The organism is Paraburkholderia unamae, assembly GCF_003268775.1.
In the GTDB taxonomy this organism is placed as follows: Bacteria; Pseudomonadota; Gammaproteobacteria; order Burkholderiales; family Burkholderiaceae; genus Paraburkholderia; species Paraburkholderia unamae.
In genome coordinates this window covers 1-24,409 of record NZ_QLSU01000018.1, presented here as the reverse complement: position 1 = coordinate 24,409, position 24,409 = coordinate 1, and the positions used below count along the sequence as shown (strand labels likewise).

Genomic DNA, 24,409 nt, shown 5'->3' with positions numbered 1-24,409 from the left:
CCGCGTGATGCGACCGACGGCGCACGACAGACTACGTGCGCCGCCCTGCGCGGCCCTTAAAACTGGATGGCTACGTTCAGACCTTCCGGAATCACGTACTCCGCCATGCGCCGGCGCGACAGCTCCATATGGCTGCGCACCAGTTCACCCGCGGCTTCGGGGTCGCGCCGCGCGATGGCCTCGATGATCTGGTCGTGCTGCTCCACCGCCTTTTCCAGATCGCGCTGCATGTCGCTCGTGGCGGGCGCGCGGTAGAAGATCTTGCCAAGGCGCGCGTGGTCGATCAGCACGCGGCGCAGGCTCGGCATCAAGTATGTGTTGCGCGCGATCCGGCCAATCTCGTGGTGAAACTCGTCGTTGTGCAGCACGCGCGCCACCAGATCGTTCTCCTCGATCGAGGTGCGGAACTGCGCCTGGATGGCTTTCAGGCGTTCCACTTCCTCGGGCGTGGCGTGGCTTGCGGCCAGTTGCGTCGTCGCGACGTAGATGAGCGGCGCGGCAAGGAAAAAGCTGCGCAGCGACTGATAGCTCATCGGCGAGACGCGGGCGGGGCGGTTGGGCTCGAGCTCCAGATAGCCTTCGGCGGCCATCTGGCGCAGCAACTCGCGTACGGGCGGCCGCGAGAGCCCGAACTCCTCGCTCAACGCCAGCTCGTCAACGGCGGCGCCCGGCGCGAGCTCCATGCTCACGATGCGGCGCCGAAGCGTTTCCGCCATCACGTTCTTTCGGTCTGCCGACGCGCCGGACTCGGTGTCCGCGGCGGCCAGCTGAAGCTTGGGTTTTGGCATGGCTCATCTGTCTACAAACTGTAGACACAGTATAGGTTGATAATAGACGCAGCAAAAATAAGGGTTTACGCGTTGCGTGAGCGTGCTCGATAGGGTTGAATCGGGCCGGATCGCAGCGGGCGGCGAAGCCCCCGCCCGCGCAGGATCGGTGCGGGTTGCGCAGCGCGCCAAGCGTACGCGAATCCGCCGGGTTGGTCTGCGGCGACGGCGGGAAAAATGGACGCGTCGGAGAGTTCCGACATATACTGCGCGCATGGCCACGACCGACATCTTTGGCGCGATTGTCAACCCGACGCGGCGGCAGATCCTGGAGATGCTGCGCGACGGCCCGCGCGCGGCCGGGGAGATCGCCGCCTCGTTCGCCGTGAACCGCCCGGCGATTTCCGAGCACTTGCAGGTGCTCCGTCTCGCGGGCCTCGTCAGCGAAGAGGCGCGTGGCAGGCAGCGTGTCTATCACCTCAACGCGCAGGCGTTGGGCGCGCTCGCGCAATGGCTGCATCCCTTCGAGCGGTACTGGGGGCAACGCCTCGATGCACTCACTGAAGCACTGGACAAGGACAAGTGATGACCGAACCCGGCCTGATACAGCTCACCCGTTTTATTCCGCATGCACCGGCCAGAGTGTGGGCGGCGCTGACCGACCCGGCCATTCACGCGCGCTGGTGGGCCGCAGGCGATGTGCGGGCGGTGCTCGGGCATCGCTTTACGCTCGATATGGGCCAATGGGGTTTGCAGCCTTGCGAGGTCGTCGCCGTCGAGCCCGAGCGGCTGTTGTCGTACTCGTTCGCGCCCGGCACGCTGAACACGACGATCACCTGGCGGCTGGCCGCCGAAGGCGAGGGCACGCGCCTTTCGCTCGAACATCGTGGCTTCGACCTCGACTCGCCGCTCGGCAAGGCCGCGTTCCACGGCATGAGCGGTGGCTGGCCCGGCGTCATCGACCGGCTGGAGGCTGTTCTATAAGGCGCGCGGTTGCGTGTGCGGCCGCGTGGTCACGCCGTGGCGCGCGAGGCCAGCAAGGCAGGCAACATCGCAGGCAACACCGCGAGCGAATCGATCAGCGCGTCGCATGACAGCGCGCTCGCGCCTTGTGGCCCGGCATAGCCATAGTCCACGATGAACACCGGCACGCCCGCCGCGCGCGCCGCCTCGGCATCGACGGCCGAGTCGCCCACCATCACCGCGCGCTGCGGCGGTGCGTCGAGCAAGCGGCAGGCGTGCCACAGGGGCTCGGGTGCGGGTTTCATGCTGGCGATGGTGTCGCCCGCTACCAGCGCGTCGAGATACGCGGCGATGCCCGTTTCCCTCAGCAACGGCCCGGCTAGCGCACGCGGCTTGTTCGTGACGCAGGCAAGGCGGTAGCCCCGCTGCTTCAATGCATCGAGACCCGCGACGACGTTTGGGAAAACACGGCCGTAGCGGCCATTGGTTTCGGCGTAGTGACGCTGAAAGTCCGCAAGCGCACGTGTGCCGTCGATTTCAGCGGCGAGCCCGGCGACCTCCAGCGCCTGCCTGACGAGTTGGGCAACGCCATGGCCGATCAACCCGCGCACCGTCGCGAGCGGCAAGGGCGGCGCATCGAATGCGGCGAGCGTGCGGGCAAGCGCTTCGGCGAGATCGGGCGCGGTATCGACCATCGTGCCGTCGAGGTCGAGCAACACGGCCCGCACCGGCTCGCTCCCGGTTGATTGAGGCGTACGCATGCTCAGGCCGTCGCGCTCAGCGCGTGCCGATGCCAGCGCCGCAAAGTCATGAGATCCACCCAGCCGGGCGCCTCGCCTTCGAGTGGCGAAGCGATGGGCGCGTGCGGATCGCCCAGGTGCGGGAGCACGGCCAGCGCGCCTTCGAATGCATCGTGCGCGGTGTACGCGGTGGGCGTCACCACCGTGGGCACGCCGGCCGCGCGCGCGGCGCGCAGGCCGTTCGCGGAGTCTTCGAAGGCCATGCAGTTCGCGCCGCGCAGGCCGAGCTGGCGCAGCACGTCGAGATAGACATCGGGTGCGGGCTTTTTCACCTGGGTCGTGCCCGCGTCCGCGATGGCGGCAAAGCGCTCGCGCCACGCGGGGCCGAACGGCGCACGCAGCAGCGCGTCGAGATTGGCGGGCGTGGTGGTCGTGGCGATTGCAACGGGCAGACCGGCGGCATGCGCCTCGGCCATCAGGCGCGCAATGCCCGGACGCAGCGGCAAGCCGCCGCCGCTCACGCGGGCCGCGTAGTGGCGCGTCTTCACCGCATGGACCGCCTCGATCACGTCGTGGATGCACGAACCGTCCGCGCACTCCAGGTCGGCAACGTGCCAGTAATGCAGCAGGCGCTCCTTGCCGCCCGCCACGTTCAGCAGGCGCGTATAGAGCGCTTCGTCCCAGTACCAGTCGAGTCCGACTTCGGCAAATGCGGCGTTGAATGCATGCAGATGCGCGGTTTCGGTGTCGGCGAGCGTGCCGTCGACGTCGAATATCAGGGCCTCCATGGTGCGCTCCTCGCTGTGGCTCATGTGGCCACGATAGCGAAAGCGCACGCGAAGCTGAACTCAGAGATTCTTTGGGTTGCGCTAAGGGATGCCTTAGTCGTGGCGCGGTTGCCGCGGGTTCATGGCTTCGTGCGCGGCTCGGTCACGAAGGCGATTTTCGTCAGGCCACCGGCCTGCGCGGCCGACATCACGTTCGCCACGCGCTCGTACGGCACCAGGCGGTCGGCGCGCAAATGCAGTTCGGGCTGCGGCTGCATGCGCGCCGCCGCGGCGATCTTCTCGCGCAGGGCGGCGTCGGTCACGGGATGGTCGTCCCAAAGCATCGAGCCGTCCGCGCGCACGGAAATGTCCAGATGCGCGGGCTTCACGACATCGGGCTGGCTGCTCGCGTGCGGCAGGTCGATTTTCACGGCGTGCTGCATCGCCGGAATCGTGACGAGGAAAATGATCAGGAGTACGAGCATGACGTCGACGAGCGGCGTCATGTTGATTTCGCTCATCGGCGCGTCTTCGTCGTCGGAGAAAGGTGTCATTGCCATCCGAGTGCTCCGGTGTTCGCGCTTTCGCTCATGCCTTCGCTCTCGTTTGCGCTCACGTTCTCGTCGACGTTCGACTTGACGTGGCTGCCCGTGTCGCGCGCCGGGTGCCGCGTGGCGGCATCGCGCACGGCGCTCGCGGGCCACGGCGCGCCCGTCACGAACGCCGCGTGCAGGCCATGCGCGAAGCGCTTGAGGCGCGTGGCGATCGTCCGGTTCGCGCGCGTCAGGCCGTTGTAGCCGAGCACTGCGGGGATCGCCACGAAAAGACCGAAGGCCGTCATGATGAGCGACTCGCCAACCGGTCCCGCCACATGGTCGATCGACGTTTGCCCGGTTTCGCCGATCACGATCAGCGCGTGATAAATGCCCCAGACCGTGCCGAACAGCCCGACGAACGGCGCGGTGCTGCCGATCGATGCCAGCACCGCGAGTCCGCTTTGCAGGCGCGCCATGGTGTCGTCCATGCTGTGCTGGAGGCGGCGCGTGATCCACTCGGACAACTCGGCGCGGTCCTGCGCTTGTGTTTGAGTTTGCGTCGGCCTTTGCTGCACCACTTCCGCACCGGCCAGCGCGAGCGCGAGCAGCGGATTGTCGCGCGCGGCCGTTTCCGGTGCGCGCTCCGCCAGTTCCCGCAGATTGCCGAGCGCCTGCGCGAAACTGGGCGCGCGCCAGAATTGCGCGTCGGTGCGCCCGCTCGCGCGCCTGATGCGCATGAACGCGAACAGCTTGAAGATCATGACGGTCCACGAGAGCACCGACATGAGCATCAACACGCCCAGTATGCCGCGCGTGACGAAGTCGCCGGTTTGCCAGACATTCGCGAGACCGTAGTGTTGCATGATCGTTTCCTTTGATCCGGTGACGGAATCGGCGCAAGGCTAGTCGCTCAAGCCGAACACGAAAGATTGCGAGTATGCGGCGCGCACTGGTTCGCCGTTTTCGCGGTACGTTTGGCACGTGCCGGCGTGAATGGCGGCGAGCGCGGCTTCGTCGAGCCGCGCATAGCCGCTGCTCTTTTGCAGTTGAACGGATTCGATGCGCCCGCTCAGGCCCACCACGAAGCGAACCAGCGCGGTGCCGCTTTCGCCGCGGCGCTTCGAGACGTCGGGATAGTCGGGGGCGGGAATCGCGCAGTCGACATGCGAGACGGTCTTGGGCTCGCTCGACGCGGGCGCCTGGCGCGCTTCGGCGGGGGCGGCTGTGCTTGCGGTCGTGTTCGCGGGCGGCGTGGCGGGTGCGGCCGGGGCGGTTTGCACAGCCGCAGACGGTTGCAACGCGGCGGCGGGCGTGGCCGATGGCGCAGGCGCGGGCGGCACGTGAGCCGGAGCGTTGTTGCGCGATGGTTTGGGGTGCGGCGCCGCCTGATTGTGCGGCGGGGCGGGCGCGGGCACGGGAAGCGCGGAGGGGGCGGCGCTCGCCCGCGTCTGCGCATGAGGCACAGTCGCAGGCGCATCCGGCGTTTCGCTCAGCAACGCCGCCACGATCGCGGGCGCTTCGACTTCGCGCTCGCGCGGCATCAACACCCATGCGAGCAGGCCCGCATGCAAGGCGATCACGGCGCCGAGCGTCGCGGCGAACCGGCGCGCGCGCGTCCTGTCGCACGTCGCGCCTGCGTGCCATTCACCGGTCGTCGTCAATGCAAGCTGCCGCATCATGCTTCTGGCCACGTTTCGATACGTCCTGCACATACTGCACGTACAGCACGTATTGGCCACCTCCGCAGGCATTGTCTCCCTTGGGGTGGCGCTTGAGAACCGCCGCGCGGCGCTGGCGCATCAATTCGGGAAAATCTCCCGGCCGCCTTTCGTTGTCAAACGATCCCTCAATGGACTACTTTGCTTGCATGGCGCGCGCGTGCGCCGCGCAGTGCATTCACTACGGAGCATAACCATGCAGGAGACACGGTTTCGTCACGTCCCGCCCGGCTTGCCCAGGCGGCCACGGCGCTTTCTCGTCCACGCGCTCAGCGCGTGCGCCGGCGCGGCCGCGCTGGCGTTCGCCGCCGGCACGGCCGCGGCGTCGACGCCCACGGCCTACGTGACGAGCGAGAAAGCGGGCGTGGGTGTGATCGACCTCACGCAGATGACGCTCACGAAAACGTTCCCCGTGGGCGCGGCGGGCCCACGCGGCCTGAGTCTGAACGCGGACGGCTCGCGGCTGCTCGTGGCCAACAAGAACACCGGCGACCTATCGGTGATCGACACGGCCTCGGGAGACGTGGTGCAGCGCGTGAAGATCGGCAAGAACCCGGAATATGTGCGCGTGCGCAACGGCTTTGCGTACGTGACCTACGAGCCCGGCGAAACAGGCGGCCCGCCGCCGGGTGCGGGAGGCGCACAGCAGGCTGAAAAGCACGGGGAAAAGCAGGCCGACAGCAAACCCGGCGGCAAGCCCGGCGCCGATGACGACGACGCCAGCCAGCCGCCCGCGGAAATCGCCATCGTCGACATGAAGACATGGCACGTGGTGCGCTCGGTGACGAGCGGCCACGAAACCGAAGGCATCGAGTTCTCGCGCGATGGCAAGACGATGCTCGTCACCAACGAGGGCGACGACACGGTCTCCGTCTATCACGCCCAGACCGGCGCGCCCGTGCGCACAGTGAAGCTCGCGGCGGGCGGCCGTCCGCGCGGCATTCGGCTGTCGCCTGACGGCAAGGTCTACGTGGTGACGCTGGAATCGCTCAGCAAGTTCGTCGTGCTCGACGCGCACACCTTCGAAGTGCTAAAGACCGTCGATACGCGGCTTGGCCCCTATGGCGTGGCGTTCGGCCCCGAGGGGCGGCGGCTTTTCGTCGCCGCCGCACGGGACAAGACGGTGCAGGTGTTCGACGGCCACAGCTACGAGCATGTCGCCGACGTGCCGGTCGGCCAGCGTTGCTGGCACTTCAGCTTCACGCCCGACGGCGCGAAGCTGCTCGTGGCCTGCGGGCGCTCCGACGCCGTCTACGTGCTCGACGCGCGCAGCTACCAGCCGATCAAGCAGATCGGCGATCTGCCGCTTGCCTGGGGCATCGTGACCTGGCCGCACAGCGACGGCTCGATCGAATCGCGCTAAGCCGTTCACCATGCAGCGCGGCGCGCGGGCTCATCGCCCGCGCGCCGCGTTCATTTCCGCTCACGCCGCTTCGCTCACTTCCAGGCGTAACGCAGCCCGACCCAGAACCCGCGCGGCGCCCCCGGACCGATGAACTGCTCGTTGGTCGGGTTGGAGCCGTCGAACGAATGGTTCGGACCATTGAAGAAGTTCTCGCCGAGCGCGCCGAACGTGGCATAGCGCTTGTCCAGCAGGTTCGTGATATTGGCCCACACCTGCAACTGCTTCGTGACCTGGTAGGTGGTGTCGAGGTCGACCAGCAGATAGCCGGAAATCTTGCCGTTCACGTCTTGATTGTTCTCGTCGCCCTGCGCGTAGATGCTGCCGCGCCACACGAGATTGGTGCCGATATTCCACTTCGGGAAGGGCGCGTAGTCGAGCCGCAGCTTGACCGTGTTCGCCGGAATGCCGGGAATATGGTCGCCGGATTTCACGGTGATATTGCCGTCGGCGTCGGCGCTGGAGTTGCTCGGGCTGTTTTCGGTCCAGGTCGAACGGTAAGTCGCGTTCACATAGCTGTAGCTCGCCGTGACGGCCACGGGACCGACTTGCGTATGCCCCGAAAGCTCGAAGCCCTGGCGCAGCGTGCGGCCCACGTTCTGGAAGTAGCCCTGATTGCTCGTGGCGCCGTTGCTGGCGATGAACTGGATATCGTTGTCGAGCGTCGTGCTGTACGCGGCGGCGCTCCAGGTCGTGGAGGCGCCGACGCGTCCGCGTGCGCCGACTTCGAAGGTCTTGGAGATCACCGGCTGAAGGTCCGGGTCCGAGACGAAGTCGTTGGGCAGCGAGCAGGGCGCGGCGGGGTCGGCGCAGGCCAGTTCGATCGCCGTGGGCGAACGCATGCCTTCGTTATAGGTCGCGTAGGCCGTGAAGGCGTTGTTCGGATTCCAGTTGATGCCGACGGCCGGATTGAAACGTGAGAACGTATGGTGCCCGTCGAGCTGCGGCTGCGTGCCGCTCGCGTCGCCAATGGTGGCGCTTGCCCAGTTGTAGCGCCCGGCGAGCATGATCGACAGTTGCTTGGTGATCGACAAGGTATCCTGAAGATAGATACCGTAGGTCGAGTTGTGCGTGTTGGCGGCCGTCTCCTGCTCGAAGTCGCCAATGCCGATGGTCGCGCGCGTCGGGGTGAAGTACGCGTCCTGCGACGACTGCGTGTAGCTGGAGTTGGCGATATCGGCCGAAATGCCGCCGACGAACTGGTTGTCCATGCCGCCCAGCTTGCCGAGCAGCGTGAGCTGGAGGCTCGCGCCGTAGCTGTCGGTCGAGACCACCGACTGCTCGTTGGTAGCCTGCGTGGTGTCGATGTCGCCGTCGTCTTCCACCTCGCCGTAATTCGGGTTGGTGTTGCTGCTCACGTTGCGGTTGCGGAAATGGCGATAGTACGCATTGCCGCTCAATTGCACGTTGTCGGTGATATAGCGGTCGCCCGAGAGCGTCACAAAGGCCGCGCTGTTCTGGTTGAGGTCCGGATACGTGTAGGGTTGCTTGCGATTGTCGAGGAAGGACTTCGGGATCGTCTGCGTGCCGTACAGGTCGTTGTCCGCGCCGCCCGCCGAAAGCGAGAGCGTGGTGTCGGCGTCGGTGTAGCGCAGCTTGCCGAAGCCCTGGCGCACGCGGCTTGCGTTCTGCTCCGCCCAGCCGTTGTCGTTGGTGGCGGTGCCTGTCACGTAGTAGTCGAGGTTCTGGCCGATCGTGCCGCCCTGTTCGATCTGCGCGGTCTTGCGGCCCCACGAGCCCAGCGCCACTTCGGCTTCGCCGCCGGGGCTCGTCTTGCCGTTCTTGGTCGTGATGACGAGCGCGCCGCCCAGCGTGTTGAGCCCGTAGGTCGGGTTCGAGCCGGGAATCAACTGGATGGTGTCGATCGCCTGCTGCGGCAGCAGATCCCAGTTCACCACGTCGCCGAAGGGCTCGTTCACGCGCACGCCGTCGAGAAACACCGAAAGGCCTTGCGGCGTGCCGAGCACCGGCGAAGCCGTGAAGCCCCGGTAATTCACGTTGACCTGATACGGGTTGCCCTGCGCGTCGTTGATATCGACGCTCGGCAGGTTGCGCTCGAAGTATTCGGTGAGCGTGCTGCGGTGCTGCTGTTCGAGGTCTTTCGCGTGCACGGTCTGCACGTTGGCGGGCACAAGCGAAAGCGGCGTGCCGATGCCAAGGAGCGGCGTGGTGCCGACCACGACGATCGGCGCGAGCGTGGTGACGGGGGGAGTCGTCGCGGCGGCGGGCGCGGGCGCGGCTTCGGCGGCCGAAGCCGCCACGGCGGGCTCGGCCTGCGCCCACGCGGTGACGGAAAGGCTTGCGAGGGCGCTGCCGAAGCCGAGCGTGATGCCCGCCCGTTTGCGCAAGTGGGGGAAGCGTTTTACGCGGCGCGCGCGCGATGGCATGCTCATGGTCGTGTCTCCTGCTTTATCGGTTTTATCGGTGCGTGAGCGCGGCTGCGTGACGGTGTGACGGTGTGCGTCGGGTGTACGTGGCGCTTTCTTTCAGTGTGTGTAAAGCTTCGCATACGGCGCGGCGCATGACCCGGGACCTTTTCCCGAAATGAAAGGGAAAGCTTCCTGAGGGCGTCGCGGCATCTTCGGTACGCGTGTGGCCTGAGTAGAATGCAAAGCGATGGCAAGCGACTTCCCAACCCCTTCTTCTTCGCGAGCAAACGCGCGAGCCGAGCCGCCGCACTCCACGGTGTGGCGCGATCTTGCGTGGGTGCTGGCGTTCGCGGTGCTCGCCGCCGTGCTCGGCTCGACCTTCGATTTCAGCGAGCGCGCCTATCGCTGGACGCGCGGTCTCGAACGCTTCCAGGTCGACGAATTGCCGGGCACGCTATGCGTGCTTTCGGTGGGGCTCGCGTGGTTCGCATGGCGCCGCTATCGCGAGGCGCGCCGCGAACTGCGTTATCGCCGGGCGCTCGAGGAGCAGGCCGAGCGTCTCCTTGCCGACAACCGGCGGCTCGCCAACCAGGCGTTGCAGGTGCAGGAGCACGAACGCCGCCATCTCGCGCGCGAACTGCACGACGAACTGGGGCAGTACCTGAACGCGATCTCGCTCGACGCGGCGCGCATTCGCGATCTGGCCGAGACGCGCGAGCCGGAAATCCAGCGTATCGCCGTGGCGCTCATGCAGAGCGCGAGCCACGTCTACCGGCAGATCGGCGGCATGATCCGGCGGCTGCGGCCCATCGGGCTCGACGAATTCGGCTTGCCGAGCGCGCTGGAGCATTGCGTGGACGGCTGGCGCGAGCGGCTGCCGCAGGCCTCGTTCCAGCTCACGATCGAAGGGGATTTCACGGGCCTGAGCGACGCGCTCACCATCACGCTCTACCGGCTGGTGCAGGAAGGGCTCACGAACGTCTCGAAGTTCGCGCCCGCCGCGCGCGTGGAGGTGTTCATGGTGCGTGCGCCGCGCGAGGTCCAGGAAGGGCAACCGCCGCTCGCGGCGCAGATCGACGAGATCGTCGTCACGCTGGCCGACGACGGTCCCGGCGTCGATCTGGAGAAGCCGCGGCGCGGGCTGGGCCTGATCGGCATGCGCGAGCGGGTGGAAGCGCTCGGCGGCGAGTTTCACGTGGCGAGCAAGCCCGAGGGCGGTTTCCTGATCTGCGCGCGGGTGCCCTCTCAGGCGGGGCTGGCCGAGCCCGTGAACTGAAGGCCCAGGCGGCTCGCCATTTGCGCGAGCTGCACGCCATTGTCCGCGCCGAACTTCTGGCGGATCACCGACTGGTGGTTGGCCACCGTCTTCTGGCTCAGCCCGAGCTTCTCGGCAATGCTCACGAGCGTGTAGCCCTGCACGAGCAGACGCATCACCTCGAACTCGCGCGCCGACAATTGCCGCCCCGGCGGCCCTTCGCTATAGGCGTTGCGCAGCGCGAGCGCCTGCGAGATATCCGGGCTCAGATAGCTCGCGCGCCGCGCAACCGTGCGCACCGCCTCCATCAGCACGTCGGGGGCGCTAGCCTTGGTCACGTAGCCGAGCGCGCCCGCGTCGAGCGCGCGCCGCACGAAGATCGCTTCTTCGTGCGCGCTGAAAATCAGCACGCGCGCGTCGGGCTCTCTGGCGAGCATGCGCCGCATCGCTTCGATGCCGCTTGCCCCCGGCAATGAAACGTCCATCACCACCACGTCGGGGCGCAGCGCGCAAAAGCGCTGATAGGCCTGGGCCGCGTCGGCCGCTTCTCCGCATACGCGGACGTCCGTGCCCAGTTCGAGCAGGCGGCGGTAGCCTTCACGCACCACCGCATGATCGTCGACGAGCAGAACGGCGATGTCTCCCGGTGTCATGGTCAACCTTCCGTGTGGCTGCGCCCGCACGGCTCGCCGCCCGCGTGGGCGGCGGCCAGCTGGCGTGAGTTGGCGTCGTTGCGAAACAGGATGGGTTGCTCGCGCGCTTGCTCCCCGGAGGCCGCGCGGCGGGCCGCGTTCACCACCTTCACCACGGCTTCATGGGCGGGCGACTTGTCGCAGACCGGGTCGGCGTTGGCCGCGTCGCCCGTGAGCAGAAACGCCTGGCAGCGGCAGCCGCCGAGGTCGTGCTCCTTCTCGCTGCAACTGCGGCAGGGCTCCTTCATCCAGTCGAGGCCGCGAAAACGCGAGAACGCGTCGCTCTCCTGCCAGATCTCGCGCAGCGACATGTCGCGCACATTCGGCAGCACGAGGCCGGGCAGGCCGCGCGCCGCGTGGCAGGGCAGCGCCGCGCCGTCGGGCGCGACGCCGAGAAACACCGCGCCCCAGCCGTTCATGCAGCGCTTGGGGCGGCGCTCGAAGTAGTCGGGCACGACAAAGAAAATCTGGCAGCGATCGCCGTGCGTGCGGCGGTAGCGCTCCACCACGGCCTCGGCCTCTTCGAGCTGTTCGCGCGTGGGCATGAGCTGCGCCTGGTTCTGGCGCGCCCAGCCGTAGTACTGCGTGTTCGCCAGCTCCAGATATTCCGCGCCCATGGCGAGCGCCATGTCGATGATCTTGTCGACATGCGGGAGGTTGTAGCGATGCAGCACGCAGTTGAGCACCATGGGAAAGCCGTGCTGCTTGATCGCCGTGGCCACGCGCTGCTTCAGGTCGAAGGTACGCGTGCTGCTGAGAAAGTCGTTGAGCGCCTGGGTGGAGTCCTGGAACGACAGCTGGATATGGTCGAGGCCCGCGGCCTTGAGCGCGCCGAGCCGCTGGTCGGTCAGGCCGACGCCCGAGGTGATGAGATTCGTGTAGAAGCCGAGCGTGTGCGCTTCTGCCACCAGCACTTCCAGGTCGTCGCGCATGAGCGGCTCGCCGCCCGAGAAACCCAGTTGCGCCGCGCCCAGCGCGCGCGCTTCGCGCAACACGCCGACCCATTGCTCCGTGCTCAGTTCGCGGTTGTGCGAGGTGTAGTCGAGCGGGTTGTAGCAGAACGCGCAGTGCAGCGGGCAGCGGTAAGTCAGCTCCGCGAGCAGCCAGAGCGGGGGTGCCACGGCGGGCGCGGTTGCGGGTGCGGTCCCGGCCACAGTCATGGGATGCGAGAGGTCGGTCATGGTGTTACTCCAGCCAGCCGCGCTGCTGGGCGTGGCTCACGAACGCGCGCACTTCGGGGCCGATGCCGGTCGTCTCGAAGGCGCGTTCCAGGTCGTCGATCAGCGCGTCGATCTCGCGCGAGCCGTCGCAGCGCAGGAGGATTTGCGCGGCGCTCGGGTTGAGTTGCACCATGCCTTCGGGGTAGAGCAGGACGTGGGCGTTCTGCGCCGGTTCCCATTGCAGGCGAAAGCGCTTGCTGAGCGTGAGGTTCATTGCGGAAAGGCCTTCTCGATCGAGTCCAGCATGGTCCACAGGATGTCGAGCTTGAACTGGAGGATCTCCAGCGCGCGCTCCTGCTGCTCGCGGCGCACGAAATGCGCGAGCGTGACTTCGAGCCCGTGCTCCACGTCGCGCTGCGCGAGGGTGATGCGCGAGCGGAAATACGCGAGTCCGGCGGGTTCGATCCACGGGTAGTGCCCGGGCCAGCTCGCCAGCCGGTCGCGGTGCACCTGCGGCGCGAACATCTCCGTGAGTGACGAACACACGGCCTCCTGCCACGGCGCGCGGCGCGCGAAATTCACGTAGGCGTCCACGGCGAAGCGCACGCCGGGCGTCACGAGCTTGAGCGACCAGAGATCGTCGCGCGAGAGGCCGACCGCGTCGCCGAGACGCGCCCAGGTTTCGATGCCGCCTTCCTCGTCGCCGTAGCCGTCGTGGTCGAGAATGCGCTGCACCCAGCGGCGGCGCGTTTCGCGATCGGGGCAGTTGGAGAGGACCGCGGCGTCCTTGAGCGGAATGTTGATCTGGTAGTAGAAGCGGTTGGCCACCCAGCCGCGGATCTGCTCGGGCGAGCAGCCGCCGCTATTCATCTTCACGTTGAACGGATGGTGAATGTGGTACGCCACGCCCTTTGCGCGCAGGCGGTCTTCGAACGCTTCGCGCGTCCATGCGGACCCGCTGTCGTGTTCCGTCGCCTGCGCTTCGCCCGGTGTTGCCGCGTGCAGGATGTCTTTTGCGTTCATGCCGTCTCCGATTCTTTTCATGAATAAACTTCGTATACCGAACTACATCACTTCATCTTTCGCGCCTCAAAGCTCGAATGTCATGCCGTCATGGGCTACCTCGATACCGTGCTCGATCAGCACGCGGCGCTCCGGGCTGTCCTCGACGAGTATCGGATTGGTGTTGTTGATATGAATGAGCACCTTGCGCACGTCACGTCCATCACGTCCATCACGTCCGCCGATCGAATCGAGCACCTCGATCATGCCGTTGGGGCCGCTTTGCGCGAGATGCCCCATTTCGGCCGCGGTCTTGCTCGACAGGCCGAGCCGGATCATTTCGTCGCCGGTCCACATCGTGCCGTCCACGAGCAGCAAATCCGCCTCGCGCATGGCCGCGAGCACATGGTCCTCGACCTCGCCGAGTCCCGGCGCGTAGAACACGCGCTTGCCCGTGTGCAGGTTCGTGAAAAGCAGGCCGATGTTGTCGCCGCGCTCCGGCGCGTGGCGATGCGGCGAGTAGGGCGGCGCCTTGCTCGACAGCGGCAACGCGTCGATGCGTATGCCTTCCAGCCCCGCAACGGCGAGCGGCGCGCCGTCGAGTGCGATGCGGCGATGCGCCACGCCGCAATAGTGCGACAGCATCTTCGTCACCGGAAAGCCGCTCGACAGGTCTTGCCAGACCGCGTCGGTGGCGTAGAGCGGCAGGGGCGTGTCGCGCTCGCGCAGCATCAGCAGGCCGGTCACGTGGTCGATCTGCGCGTCGATCACGAGCGCGGCGGCAATGCCGCTGTCACGCACGCGCCGCGCGGGCTGCAACTCCGGGTTGGCCGCGATCTGCGCGAGCAGGTCGGGCGAAGCGTTGACGAGCAGCCAGTCCTCGCCGTTCGCGCTCACCGCGATCGACGACTGCGTGCGCCGCGTCGCCTTCACCGTGCCGCGGCGCACGCCGTCGCAGTTGCGGCAATTGCAGTTCCATTGCGGAAAGCCGCCGCCCGCGGCGGAGCCGAGCACCTTGATCTTCATGTTGCGTCGCGTGTGTTGGCCCGTCATGGCAGCATCCTTGCAAGCAGATTGTCGCGGTCGATCCATTGATGTTTGAGCGCACCGGCCACGTGTAGAACGATCAACGCGATCAGCACCCAGGCGAGCACTTCGTGCAGACCGAAGAAGCGCTCGCGCAAGCCCGCGTCGTCCCAGCCCCACTTCGGCAGCGCGATGCCCCAGAAGCGCGTGCCGAAGCGGTTGAACGACGAGCCGAAGTAGCCGCTCAGCGGCATCGCGACCATGGCCAGATATAAAAGGCCCTGCGTAGTGCGCGCGGCGGCGCGTTGCCACGCACGCATCGGCGGCAGGGGCGGCGATGTGTGCGCCGCCCGCGCCATGATGCGTAGAAGCACGAGCAGGAAAATCGTCAGTCCCAGCGACTTGTGCAGATTGATGAGCGTTGACTTGAGCGGCAGCCCTTTGGGCAGCGAGACCATATACAGGCCGAGCGCGAGCAGGCCGACAATGCCGAGCGCAATCAGCCAGTGCAGCGCGATCATCGAGCCGGTGTAGCGCGCCGCCGTGCGGGAATGCGCCATCGTCATGCTTGTCTCCTTTCTATTGGTGTTTGTTTCGTACTTCTGTGCAACTCCGGTTTGCTAACCGGCGAGCAGTATTTCTCCTCGCCCGTCGACCGCGAGGTCGCCGGTGTATCGCGTGGGCGGGCGGGCCGCGCGCCACTGCGAAAACGGCGCGATTTCGTTGGCGAGGCTGCGCACGAGCAGCGCCCAGAACACCTCGAAACCACGCCCGCCTTCGGTGAAGGTGGGTGGCAGGCGATCGGGCCGTTGCGCGAGCAACAGCGTGCCGCGCCGCATGCCGTACGCGTAGTGCGCGCCCAGCCGCCCGGCCACGCCCACGGTGCCCGCCACGAGCCGGGACGCGGCGAACTCGCCCGCGTCGCCGCCCACCAGCACGAGGCCGCGCCGCATGCGGTCGGCCAGGCGCGCGCCCGCGTTGCCGTGAATCGTCAGCGCGCCGCCCGTCATGCCTTCCATTTCGCCCGCGCGCGCACCGGCGGCGAAGTCGCCGCTGTGGCCGCGCACCGTCAACCGGCCGCCGCGCATTTCGCATGCGGTGAAGTGCCCCGCATTGCCTTCTATGCGCAACGCGCCCCCGGTCATCTGGAAGCCGCTCGCGTCGCCCGCCGAGCCGCGCACAAGCAGGTTCCCGTGCGTCATGCGCGCGCCGACGTGGTCGAGCCACGGGGCGTCGCCGTCGATCACCAGCGTGGCTTCGTCGTTCGAGGCGTCCGTGCCTCCAGTGACGTCCGGAGCGCGCGACGATTGCGAGACCTCGAACAGGTCACCCACCATGCACCGCTCGTTGCCGGCGGGCAGCGTCATGCGCTCGATCGCGGCCACCGGCAGTGCGCAAAGTTGCGCGGGCAACAAAGCGCCAGCGTCCACGCGCGGACCAGGGGCCGCCTTCACGCGCAAGGTGGTGATGAGGCTCATGCGCGGCCTCCGTCGAGCCCGAGCCCGATTCCGTTCGCGAGCGCATGCAGATGAAAGTGGTACGGCCCGAGCTTGCCGCCGTAATTGCCCGCTGAAATGCGCAGCAGGCCCGCCGCCTTGCCGAGCCCGGCCGCCGCCGCGATGCCCGCGCTCATGGCCGCGCCCACGTCCGCGTCCGTGAGCCCGTCGATCACGATTTCGAGCACGCAGCCCACGTCCTCGCTCAATTCGCTGCGCGCCGAAAGGCCGATGAGCGTGGGGCAGAACGCGTCGTTGGTGGAGGCGCCGGCGCCTTTGTATTTCGAGCCGACCTTCGATCCGGAGCGCACCACGCCGCCGGGGAACGGCATGATCACATTGGGCAGCTTGCGCATGGAGGCAACGGCGGCTTCGGCGGCGTCGAGCGCGGCGTCGGCGTCGCGCGCGAGCAGGATCAGGTTGCCGCCGCCCACGGCCTTCACGGTCTGCGTCGCTTCCTCGCAGACGAACTCGCCGTCCATCACCGGCACGCGCCAGTAGCGTGTCGTGCCGAGCATCTTGGAGATCTGCCAGCCGTCGCCGAAAAAGCGCAGTCCGCTGCCAAGCGGCGCGCGATCGGAAAGCGGCGCCTGGCTCGTGTGCGGATCAATGCCGCCATACACGGCGCTGGTCGGGCAGGTGAGCACGCATTGCCCGACGCGCCGCTCGATTTGTTTGGCCAATTCCTTCGACGACACCGCGAACAGCAGCACGGCGACGCCTGGCCGCCCGTCCGGCGTTTCCTCGGCCGCCAGCGCGCGCTCCACGCCCGCCTCGCAGCCGCAGCCGATCACCGAGGTCGCGAAGCCCGTGAGAGAGTGGGCCGCGTGCATGGCCCACGCCGCCGTGCGCGCCGTGATGACGAGGCGCGTGGCCTTCATCGGAAAGGCTTCCGCGAAGGTGGCGTCGATCAGGGTGCCGTTGATCTGCAAGGTGGCCGGGTCGCTCATCGTGTCGGGTTCCGGTCTCGTGTCAGCGCGAAAAACAGGCGACGGGGAGCAGCCGTCCGCCACGGCAGCAGTCGCAGACTTCGTCGTCGCTGATGGCGGCATGCGCGAAATTGCTCGTGAGATTGGCCTCGCCATACGCGCGCAGCGTCTTTTCGATGCCGCTGTCGAACTCGGGCTTCACGTAGTGGAGGCCGCCGGTGGGCGCGGCGACGAGTTCGCCGTCGCGCGCGACCAGTTCGCCGTCCTTGAACACATAGGCGGGCGACGTGAACATGCGTTCGCGGTCCGCTTCGTCGCGATAGACGGCGATGTCCGCCGCCGCGCCCGCGCCGAGATGGCCGCGATCGCGCAGGCCGAGCAGGCGCGCGGGGCCCGCGCGCGTGATGATGGCGATCTCGTAGAGCGAGAACTCGCGTTGCAGTTGCGGCAGCGCGCTCGCGACCTGCGCGTCGGCGTGCAGGCGCGCGAGCTGCTCGTCGCGAAACGTCTTGTCCATCAACAGACGAATGAGGTGCGGGTAGCTCGTGAACGGGCCGCCGTTCGGATGATCGGTGGTCATCGCCACGCGCCACGGGTCGTCCACCAGCAGGAAGATTTCGAGGCCGATGATCCATTGCAGCGCATTGACGTAGCTCTGCTCGCGATACTGGAACGGCACCACGCCGCAGCCCGCGTCGCACTCGATATCGCCCACCACCCACTTGTGCGGCCGGGCGAGCGGCGTGTTGCGGAACTGCATCATGGTGTCACCCGAGGCCGTGACGGTTTGCCCGAAGATGATCTGCCCCACGTCGATCGACACGTTAGGCCGCGCATTCACGGCTTCGGCAATGCGCTGCGCGCCCGACGAAAACTGTCGCGGACCTTCCGTGCCGTAGCTGTGAAACTGGATGTGCGTGAGGTGGATCGGCAGACCGTCGGCGGCGTCCATGGTCGCGATGGTCGAATCGATATTGCCGGGCACGCCCAGGTTGCTCGCGTGCACGTGCAGCGGATGCGGCACGCGCAGTTCGGTGAGCGCGCGGGAGAGCGTGAACAGCACGTCGCGCGGCGTGACGCCGTAGTGCACGTGCGGCTCGTCCACGTTCAGCGAGCGCTGGTTGAACTTGAACGCCGAGATGCCGCCCGGATTGACCACCTTCACGCCGAGCGCCTTGCTCGCGTGCATCGTCCAGCCCACGTAGTCGCGCAGGCGCTCGAAGCTGTCACGCGCGGCGAGCAGTTGCAGGAACAGTTCGTCGTTGCCGAGCATCACGTAAGCGCCGTGATCGATGATCGGCGTGTCGCCCATTTCGAGGTGCGTGTGGCGCGCGTTGGAGGGCATCATCGCGGGCTCGAACGCGGCCGTGTAGCCCATTTCCGCATAGCGGTAGCCGGTCGCGAGCGTGCCGGGCGCGCAGGTGCCGCACGAGGGCAGCTTGAGATAGCGGCCGCTTGTGTCGCCCGCTTCGCGCGGGGCACTGTCGCGATGATCCTCGGGCAGCAGCAGCCGCGAGAGATTGGTCTTGCCGCCGCCGATGTGCGAATGCATGTCGATGCCGCCTGCCATCACGATCATGCCGGTGGCGTCGAATTCGCGCGCGGCGGGCATGGCGGCGGGGACATCGACGATGCGGCCGTCGCGAAACGCGAGGTCGCGGCGTTCGCCGTTCACGCCGTTGGCGGGGTCGTAGAGCGTGCCGCCCTTGAGTCGCACGAGACTCATGGCTGCTCCTGCGCGGTGCGCTCTGCGTTCAGCCTCGCCGTGAGTTGCGCGACGACCGTGGCCACCGAGGGGAGCGGGGCGCGGCGCGCGGCGGCGAGCGGCGTGACGACCGGGCCGTCGGTGCGAAACAGATGGCCGCCGCAGTCGATGCCGGGCGTGGCGACCGGAATGAAGACGGTGGCCCCGCCGCGCGCCTTCGCCGCTTGCGCCAGCGCGGGATGGCCGAGCACGATCGCGGGAAGGTCGCCGGATATCTCGGGTAGCGCGGCGGGCGGTGCGAAGCTCGCCACCCACAGCAGCGCGTCGATCTCGCCGTTGGCGAGCAGCCGCGCGGTGCGATAGCGGTGAGGATTGTGATCCAGCGGCGCCGCTACGTGCGTGCGCAGCGGCAGGCCCGAGAGCCAGGTCACGGTCTGGTTCACGCTCAGTGCGCCTTCGTCGCCGCCGAGCGCGAGACAGCCCGCGCGCACCGTGCGATTGGCCGCCTTGACGATACGGTGCAAGGCCTCGATCAACAGCGCCGCATGCGGGCCGGGCAGCGCGGCGGGCTCGTACACGAGCACGGTGTAACGCGCCGCCGCGATGCGCGCCTGCAACGCGGCGAGCGTGCCGGCGGCGTCGGCCGGATGCGCGGCGCCGCCGCGCAGCGCACCCGGCGCGCGCCCTTCGCTGAGTGCGGACCAGAGGGCGAGCGTATCGAAGGGATCGGCGTCGGGCAGGATCGCTTCGACGCGCGCCTGCGCAAGGCCGGGCGCCGCCACGTCCGGCTCGCAGCCGACGAACACGAGATCGCGCGCCATCGGGCTTGCCGCCAGCGTGCGCTCGAAGAACCGCGGATAGCGCCGCGAAGGCTGGCAACCGAAGAACACGACCAGGTCCGCGCGCGTGCGCACTTCGGAGAGCGTCGTGAAGAACGCGCCGCGATCCTGCAACGCGAGGGTGGCCGCGCTCAGCGCGTCGCCGTGCAGATGGTCCAGGATGGCGCCGCATCCGGCGGCCAGCGTGTAGAGCGCGCGCGCACCCGCCACGTCGGTCGCGAGCGAGCCGAACAGGGGCCGCTGCGCCTTGGCAAGCAGTTGGGCGGCGTGCGTGAGCGCAGTGTCGAGATCGGTGTCGTTCGCGCCCACGCTACAGCGGCCGCGCGCGTCCGCCTCGCCGTAGCACGCGAGCGCCTGCGCGAGACGCGGGCAGTTCGCGGCGGGCGCGGCGAGCCTGCCGCCCTCGTGCGACTCGATCGCGAGGTCGTCGCACAGCAGCGCGCAGAACGGGCAGGTCCAGTCGCGCGTGATCGACGCGGCGGGTCTGGCGGCATCCGATAGGCGCGTGGACGAAGGGGCGGTGGGCGAGAGATGCATGGGGCCCTTCAAGCAAGCTCCATGCCGATGCAGCGCTCGCTACCGCGAGTGAGGCGGCCCGCACGCGAGGCGCGCCGGGCGGGACGTTGTGCCTCGCTCGCGGGCGATGACACAAGACGCGCGGGCGAGTTGCACGAATTGCGCTTCGCACCCGGCGCGCAGGTGGCCGTTCCGTTAGCGCGCCGCGTCCCTCATCGAATCCGTACGAGCGAGCACTTTTGCGCGGTGCGACCTCGCGCGAGGTGTTGCATGCCACAACGCGTGTGTGCCGTTCTGCAACAGAGTGTCACAGCGGCTTGCTACAGGCTTACACAAGCAAGGTGCTGCAAGAGTGGCATGGAATTTGTATGGATCGGCTAGGCGAAACCGGCGAGCGGCGCGCCGAGGCGGCCGTCGTGCAGCGCGGAAGCCACGAGCCAGGCCGATGCGCCCGCCTGGGCCGCCGCGGCCACGTCGTCGCGATGGCGCACGCCGCCCGCGCCGATCACGCCGGTATGCGCGGGCGCGGCGGCGCGAATGCGTTCGAAGGTGGCGAAGTCGGGACCGTCGTAGCTGCCGACCTGGTCGAGCGTCATGGCGATGACCCGGCCCGGCCACGCGGCGGGCGCGAGTTCGACGCCGCCGGCGTCGAGGCGCCGGCCCGCGCGATGGTCGAGCGAGAGGATGGGCGCGAGACCGGCGGCTTCGGCGCTGCGCAGCGCTTGCGCGTCGCGCAGCGACTCGGTGCCGAACACCGGGACGAGCGTGGCGGGATCGGTGGTTCGCGGGTCGTTGTGCGATCGGTCGCGCGAGTCGTCGCGATCGCGCCGGATGAGCTGGACGTGCTGCTCGATGCGCTCGAACAGCGCCTGCATCGACGCGTAATCGGCATAGCCCGCGTCGAGCCAGATTTCGCCGCCGGGCAGGGCGGCGCGCAGTGCGGCGAGCGCTTCGACGTGCGCGCCGCGCAGGAGGATTGCGCCGAGGTCGGCGACATAGAGCGTGCGCGCGCCGCTTGCGGCAAGGAGCGCGCGGGCGACGGGAAGCGGCGCGCTGGTGGCCGCGAGCGCCGAGCGCACGGGCAGGTAGCGCGTGCGCTCGCCGCGCACCGCGCGCACGACGTGGCCGTCGAGCAGATCGAGAACCGGTATCACCTGCATGAGGACGCATCCTTTGACCAAGATCTTTGTGTTCGAGTATCTCACCGGCGGCGGCATCGACCCGGCGCACGCGGGCGCAGGCAGCCTCGCCGACCTGAGCGCGCTGATCGTCGAGGGGCGGGTGATGCGCGACGCGCTCGCGAACGACCTGCGCGCGCTCGACGGCGTGACGGTGAGCGTGGCGAGCTCGCGCTTCGAAACGCTCGACCCCGCGCTTGCGCACTGCAAGGCGGCGCCGGGCGAGTCGATGACCGCCTTCGTCGCCCGTGCTGCGCGCGAGCACGATTATGCCTGGGTCATCGCCCCCGAATGCGACGGCTTGCTGCTGCGCCTGCACGACGCCGTGGGCGCGGCGCGCTGGCTTGGTTGCGCGAAGGAGGCGATTCGCGTGGCGTCGAGCAAGAGCGCCACGGCCGCGTGCCTCGCGGCGCACGGCATTGCGACGACGCCCGCCGTCGAGCCAGGTGAGCCAGGCGAACCCGTCGAGCACGCGGCGAACCAGGGCGGGCGCTGGGTGGTGAAGCCCGACGACGGCGCGGGCGGCCTCGACACCTTTGTTTTCGACGACTTCGCCGACGCCTGCGCCGAATACGAAGCGCGCGCCGCGGCCGCGCGCAACCCCGTGCTTCAGGCCTGGGTGGATGGCGAGCCGCTCAGTCTCTCGCTGATCTGCGAGAACGGGCGCGCGGAAGTCGTGAGCATCAACCGGCAGCAGATCGGCGTGAGCCCGATGTGCGACGCAGGCGAAGCGGGTGGATCGGGTGAACCGGGCTCGCGCGCCGCTTCGGTGGTGGAGTTCGACGGCGTGAGCCTGAACGAGATCGCGCTGTCGAGCGACAAGGGACGCGCGCTTGCCGCGCTCGCGCAACGCGTGGCGCAGGCGTTGCCGGGCCTGCGCGGCTTCGCCGGGATCGACGTGGTGTGGCATCCGGCGCGCGGGCCGGTGGTGATCGAGGTGAATCCGCGCTTGACGGTGGCCTATGCGGGGCTTTCGGCGGCGCTCGGCACGAATCTCGCGCCCGTCCTGCTGGCGACGCACGGGGTGCGCCTCGGTGGCCGCGACGACGCGCACGCCTGCGCCGTCGCGCAGCCGATGTGTGGAGCGCGGCCATGAGCGCGTCGGTCGAGACGGGCGAGGCGAGCATGGAGACCGGGACCGCCGCGGCGACGTTCGGCTGGGACGTGGGCGGCGCGCATGTGAAAGTGGCGATGACCAACGCCGGCGGCGGCGTGCTCGACGTCGCGCAATGGGCGTGTCCGCTGTGGCAGGGACTCGATCATCTCGCGCACACCATCGACCTCGTGCTTGCGCGCTGGCCCGCCGCACGCTCGCGCGGCGCGCGGCACGTGGTGACGATGACGGGCGAGATGGTCGATCTGTTCGAGAACCGCGCGCAGGGCGTGCGCGAAATCGTTGCGGCGCTCGCGCAGCGGCTCGGCCCAAACCTCTCGTTCTACGCGGGCGAGGCGGGCTGGCTCGGCGCGAGCGCCTGCGCGGCCGGCTGGCGCAGTGTTGCCTCGGCGAACTGGCTCGCCACCGCGTGCTGGGTCGCGACGCGCGTGCCCGACGCGCTGCTGGTCGACATCGGCAGCACGACGACCGACCTCATTCCGATCGTGGACGGCCGCGTGGCCGCGCGCGCCGCGACCGACGCCGGGCGGCTCGCCAGCGGCGAACTCGTCTACCAGGGCGTGGTGCGCACGCCGTTGTGCGCGCTCGCGCAGCGCATCGAATTCGCGGGCGCGCAGGTGAACGTGATGAACGAATGGTTCGCGACCACGGCCGACGTCTACCGGCTCACGGGCGAACTGGCCGCGCACTACGACCAGTACCCGGCCGCCGACAACGGAGCGAAGACGCAAGCCGCGAGCCGCACGCGCATCGCGCGCATGATCGGGCGCGACGCCGACGAGGCGAGCGACATTCAATGGCGTGCATTCGCGCAGCGCTGGCGCGAGCAGCAGATGCGCGAGATCGGCGCAAATCTCGCGCGCGTCACGGCGGCGCATCCGGCGCTTGCGCGCGCGCCGCTGGTCGGTGCGGGTTGCGGACGCTTTCTCGCGGCGGCGCTGGCGCGCGAGGCGGCGCGCGGCTATGTGGATTTCGGCGCGCTTGCCGTGGGAGCGGGCGAGCGCGCGGACGAAGCGCAGTGGGCCGCGACGTGCGCGCCGAGCGTGGCTGTTGCGCTGCTTGCGGTGCAAGATCGACACGCGGGCGGCGCTGCGCCGTCGCGGGCCGCATGAGGATACGGACAAGCAGGCAGGCAAACGCGGGCCAACCGCGGTTAACCGGAAATGAGGACAACGATCATGTGGGTGGTCAAGATCGGGGGCAGCCTGAGTCACGAGCCGATGCTACGCCAGTGGCTCACCGAACTGTGCGAAGTGGGGGGCGGGCGTATCGTCATTGTGCCCGGCGGGGGCGATTTCGCGGACAGGGTGCGGCAATATCAGAGCGAGTGGCGCTTCGACGATCTGGCTGCGCACAACATGTGTCTGCTTGCCATGGCGCAGTATGCGCTGCTTATGCAAGGGCTCTTGCCCGAGCTGGTGCTCGCCACGAGTGAGGCGAAGATCCGGCGTGCGTTGCGCGATGGGCATGTGGCAGTGTGGGTGCCGACCGCGCTCATGCGCGAGACGCCCGATGCGATGAGCAACTGGGATACCACGTCGGATAGCCTCGCCGCCTGGCTTTCTACCATGCTCAATGCCGAGCGGCTGATTGTGGTGAAGTCTTGTCCGCTGGATGGGGATGAGGGGCTGGAGGTGCTTGCCGCTTCGGGGGTGGTGGATCGGCGGTTTGTCGATTATGTTAGGGAAGCTAATTATGTGGTTGAGCTGTTTAATAAGGATCATGTGGAGTTGATGCGGGATCGGTTGCTTAATGCGCCTGTGGCTTGATTTTTTTGTTTTTCGTGCTTTCTTTTTTTTCGCGTTTTCTTGTTTTCGTGTCGGTCTGCCAGGGTTGCCCCTGTGCGGGGCGGCACCTACTTTTCTTTGCAGCGGCAAAGAAAAGTAGGCAAAAGAAAGGAACCTATCCGCATTTTTGTGTGCAAGGCGGTTTAACAGATCCTAACCTCGGGCGAGCGTAAAGCGCTCGCCAAACAGGATGGCAAACTGGTTCATCGCGGATTTCCAGTCGAAGGTTGCCCGTACCGACTTGGCCAGCACATTGCGCAGCGCCAGCCAGAGTAGTTTGATGGCAGCCTCGTCGGTGGGGAAGTGGCCCCGGGTCTTGATGATCTTGCGTAGCTGCATGTTCAGACTCTCAATGGCGTTGGTCGTGTACACAACCCGTCGAATCTCGGGTGGAAACACGAAGAACGGCGTGACGTGCTCCCAGGCTCGCTGCCAGCATTGCACAATC

Annotated in this window: 26 protein-coding genes; 7 read left to right on the top strand and 19 right to left on the bottom strand. The window is 67.9% G+C overall.

From position 1 onward, the window contains the following. Positions 1-56: 56 nt before the first annotated feature. On the bottom strand, positions 57-788 hold the full coding sequence (locus C7401_RS26545; protein ID WP_112174406.1) for a GntR family transcriptional regulator: 732 nt from the start codon (positions 786-788) through the stop codon (positions 57-59). A 253-nt stretch (positions 789-1,041) separates the two neighbouring features. Here C7401_RS26545 and C7401_RS26540 point away from each other — a divergent pair, with 253 nt between their 5' ends. Next, positions 1,042-1,353: a metalloregulator ArsR/SmtB family transcription factor gene (locus C7401_RS26540; protein ID WP_112174405.1), complete on the top strand. Its 312-nt coding sequence runs from the start codon at positions 1,042-1,044 to the stop codon at positions 1,351-1,353. Continuing rightward, positions 1,353-1,751, top strand: coding sequence for an SRPBCC family protein (locus C7401_RS26535; RefSeq protein WP_112174404.1), 399 nt, complete (start codon positions 1,353-1,355; stop codon positions 1,749-1,751). Before C7401_RS26540 ends, C7401_RS26535 begins: the two co-directional genes overlap by 1 nt. Before the next feature lie 29 nt (positions 1,752-1,780). On the opposite strand, the gene gph is transcribed toward C7401_RS26535, so the two are convergent. The 5 genes from gph to C7401_RS26510 all read right to left on the bottom strand — a co-directional run bounded on the left by gph (position 1,781) and on the right by C7401_RS26510 (position 5,452). After that, positions 1,781-2,491, bottom strand: coding sequence for a phosphoglycolate phosphatase (gene gph / locus C7401_RS26530; RefSeq protein WP_112174403.1), 711 nt, complete (start codon positions 2,489-2,491; stop codon positions 1,781-1,783). Positions 2,492-2,493: 2 nt separating this feature from the next. Then, entirely contained in the window at positions 2,494-3,258 is a 765-nt protein-coding gene (locus tag C7401_RS26525; RefSeq protein WP_112174402.1) for an HAD family hydrolase, read from the bottom strand. Between the two features lie 119 nt (positions 3,259-3,377). After that, positions 3,378-3,797 (bottom strand): ExbD/TolR family protein, encoded by a 420-nt coding sequence (locus C7401_RS26520; RefSeq protein WP_112174401.1) that lies wholly within the window; start codon positions 3,795-3,797, stop codon positions 3,378-3,380. Beyond that, positions 3,788-4,636 carry a MotA/TolQ/ExbB proton channel family protein gene (locus C7401_RS26515; protein ID WP_112174400.1) on the bottom strand — a complete coding sequence of 283 codons (849 nt, stop codon included), beginning with the start codon at positions 4,634-4,636 and terminating at the stop codon, positions 3,788-3,790. Before C7401_RS26515 ends, C7401_RS26520 begins: the two co-directional genes overlap by 10 nt. Positions 4,637-4,675: 39 nt before the next feature. Then, complete coding sequence (locus C7401_RS26510) at positions 4,676-5,452, bottom strand: energy transducer TonB (RefSeq protein ID WP_112174399.1); 777 nt, start codon at positions 5,450-5,452, stop codon at positions 4,676-4,678. Between the two features lie 235 nt (positions 5,453-5,687). Between C7401_RS26510 and C7401_RS26505 the strand changes: the two genes are divergently transcribed. Further along, on the top strand, positions 5,688-6,854 hold the full coding sequence (locus C7401_RS26505; RefSeq protein WP_112174398.1) for a YVTN family beta-propeller repeat protein: 1,167 nt from the start codon (positions 5,688-5,690) through the stop codon (positions 6,852-6,854). Between the two features lie 74 nt (positions 6,855-6,928). On the opposite strand, the gene C7401_RS26500 is transcribed toward C7401_RS26505, so the two are convergent. Further along, on the bottom strand, positions 6,929-9,286 hold the full coding sequence (locus C7401_RS26500; protein WP_112174397.1) for a TonB-dependent receptor: 2,358 nt from the start codon (positions 9,284-9,286) through the stop codon (positions 6,929-6,931). A gap of 223 nt (positions 9,287-9,509) precedes the next feature. On the opposite strand from C7401_RS26500, the gene C7401_RS26495 reads away from it, so the two are divergent. Next, positions 9,510-10,538, top strand: coding sequence for a histidine kinase (locus tag C7401_RS26495; protein WP_112174396.1), 1,029 nt, complete (start codon positions 9,510-9,512; stop codon positions 10,536-10,538). Here C7401_RS26495 and C7401_RS26490 read toward each other — a convergent pair. The 11 genes from C7401_RS26490 to C7401_RS26440 all read right to left on the bottom strand — a co-directional run bounded on the left by C7401_RS26490 (position 10,508) and on the right by C7401_RS26440 (position 21,042). After that, positions 10,508-11,170, bottom strand: coding sequence for a response regulator (locus C7401_RS26490; RefSeq protein WP_112174395.1), 663 nt, complete (start codon positions 11,168-11,170; stop codon positions 10,508-10,510). The two genes, C7401_RS26495 and C7401_RS26490, sit on opposite strands and share 31 nt — an antisense overlap. Before the next feature lie 2 nt (positions 11,171-11,172). Continuing rightward, the gene (pqqE, locus tag C7401_RS26485; RefSeq protein WP_112174394.1) at positions 11,173-12,390 is read right to left on the bottom strand and encodes a pyrroloquinoline quinone biosynthesis protein PqqE; all 1,218 of its coding nucleotides are present in this window, start codon (positions 12,388-12,390) and stop codon (positions 11,173-11,175) included. Positions 12,391-12,394: 4 nt separating this feature from the next. Next, complete coding sequence (gene pqqD / locus C7401_RS26480; protein WP_112174393.1) at positions 12,395-12,643, bottom strand: pyrroloquinoline quinone biosynthesis peptide chaperone PqqD; 249 nt, start codon at positions 12,641-12,643, stop codon at positions 12,395-12,397. After that, a complete protein-coding gene (gene pqqC, locus C7401_RS26475; RefSeq protein ID WP_112174392.1) occupies positions 12,640-13,392 on the bottom strand; it encodes a pyrroloquinoline-quinone synthase PqqC in 753 nt (250 codons plus the stop codon). The genes pqqD and pqqC overlap by 4 nt, the downstream gene beginning before the upstream one ends. A 66-nt stretch (positions 13,393-13,458) precedes the next feature. Beyond that, positions 13,459-14,397, bottom strand: a complete 939-nt coding sequence (pqqB, locus tag C7401_RS26470; protein WP_112174532.1) for a pyrroloquinoline quinone biosynthesis protein PqqB — start codon at positions 14,395-14,397, stop codon at positions 13,459-13,461. A 23-nt stretch (positions 14,398-14,420) separates the two neighbouring features. Then, positions 14,421-14,963 carry a cytochrome b gene (locus tag C7401_RS26465; protein WP_112174391.1) on the bottom strand — a complete coding sequence of 181 codons (543 nt, stop codon included), beginning with the start codon at positions 14,961-14,963 and terminating at the stop codon, positions 14,421-14,423. Positions 14,964-15,017: 54 nt separating this feature from the next. Further along, positions 15,018-15,875 carry a formylmethanofuran dehydrogenase subunit C gene (locus C7401_RS26460; RefSeq protein ID WP_112174390.1) on the bottom strand — a complete coding sequence of 286 codons (858 nt, stop codon included), beginning with the start codon at positions 15,873-15,875 and terminating at the stop codon, positions 15,018-15,020. After that, positions 15,872-16,843, bottom strand: a complete 972-nt coding sequence (fhcD, locus tag C7401_RS26455; protein WP_112174389.1) for a formylmethanofuran--tetrahydromethanopterin N-formyltransferase — start codon at positions 16,841-16,843, stop codon at positions 15,872-15,874. The genes C7401_RS26460 and fhcD overlap by 4 nt, the downstream gene beginning before the upstream one ends. Before the next feature lie 22 nt (positions 16,844-16,865). After that, a complete protein-coding gene (locus C7401_RS26450) occupies positions 16,866-18,548 on the bottom strand; it encodes a formylmethanofuran dehydrogenase subunit A (RefSeq protein ID WP_112174388.1) in 1,683 nt (560 codons plus the stop codon). Continuing rightward, positions 18,545-19,903 (bottom strand): molybdopterin-binding domain-containing protein, encoded by a 1,359-nt coding sequence (locus tag C7401_RS26445; RefSeq protein WP_112174387.1) that lies wholly within the window; start codon positions 19,901-19,903, stop codon positions 18,545-18,547. Before C7401_RS26445 ends, C7401_RS26450 begins: the two co-directional genes overlap by 4 nt. A gap of 356 nt (positions 19,904-20,259) precedes the next feature. Continuing rightward, positions 20,260-21,042 carry a HisA/HisF-related TIM barrel protein gene (locus C7401_RS26440; protein ID WP_112174386.1) on the bottom strand — a complete coding sequence of 261 codons (783 nt, stop codon included), beginning with the start codon at positions 21,040-21,042 and terminating at the stop codon, positions 20,260-20,262. Positions 21,043-21,055: 13 nt separating this feature from the next. On the opposite strand from C7401_RS26440, the gene C7401_RS26435 reads away from it, so the two are divergent. The 3 genes from C7401_RS26435 (at position 21,056) to C7401_RS26425 (ending at position 23,943) form a co-directional block, all read left to right on the top strand. Beyond that, a complete protein-coding gene (locus C7401_RS26435) occupies positions 21,056-22,156 on the top strand; it encodes an ATP-grasp domain-containing protein (RefSeq protein ID WP_112174385.1) in 1,101 nt (366 codons plus the stop codon). Further along, positions 22,153-23,286, top strand: a complete 1,134-nt coding sequence (locus C7401_RS26430) for a hydantoinase/oxoprolinase family protein (protein ID WP_258397240.1) — start codon at positions 22,153-22,155, stop codon at positions 23,284-23,286. Before C7401_RS26435 ends, C7401_RS26430 begins: the two co-directional genes overlap by 4 nt. 66 nt (positions 23,287-23,352) lie before the next feature. After that, on the top strand, positions 23,353-23,943 hold the full coding sequence (locus C7401_RS26425) for an amino acid kinase family protein (protein WP_112174384.1): 591 nt from the start codon (positions 23,353-23,355) through the stop codon (positions 23,941-23,943). 171 nt (positions 23,944-24,114) lie between these two features. On the opposite strand, the gene C7401_RS26420 is transcribed toward C7401_RS26425, so the two are convergent. After that, a partial coding sequence (locus C7401_RS26420) for a transposase (RefSeq protein WP_146757927.1) occupies positions 24,115-24,409 on the bottom strand: 295 nt, incomplete at its 5' end.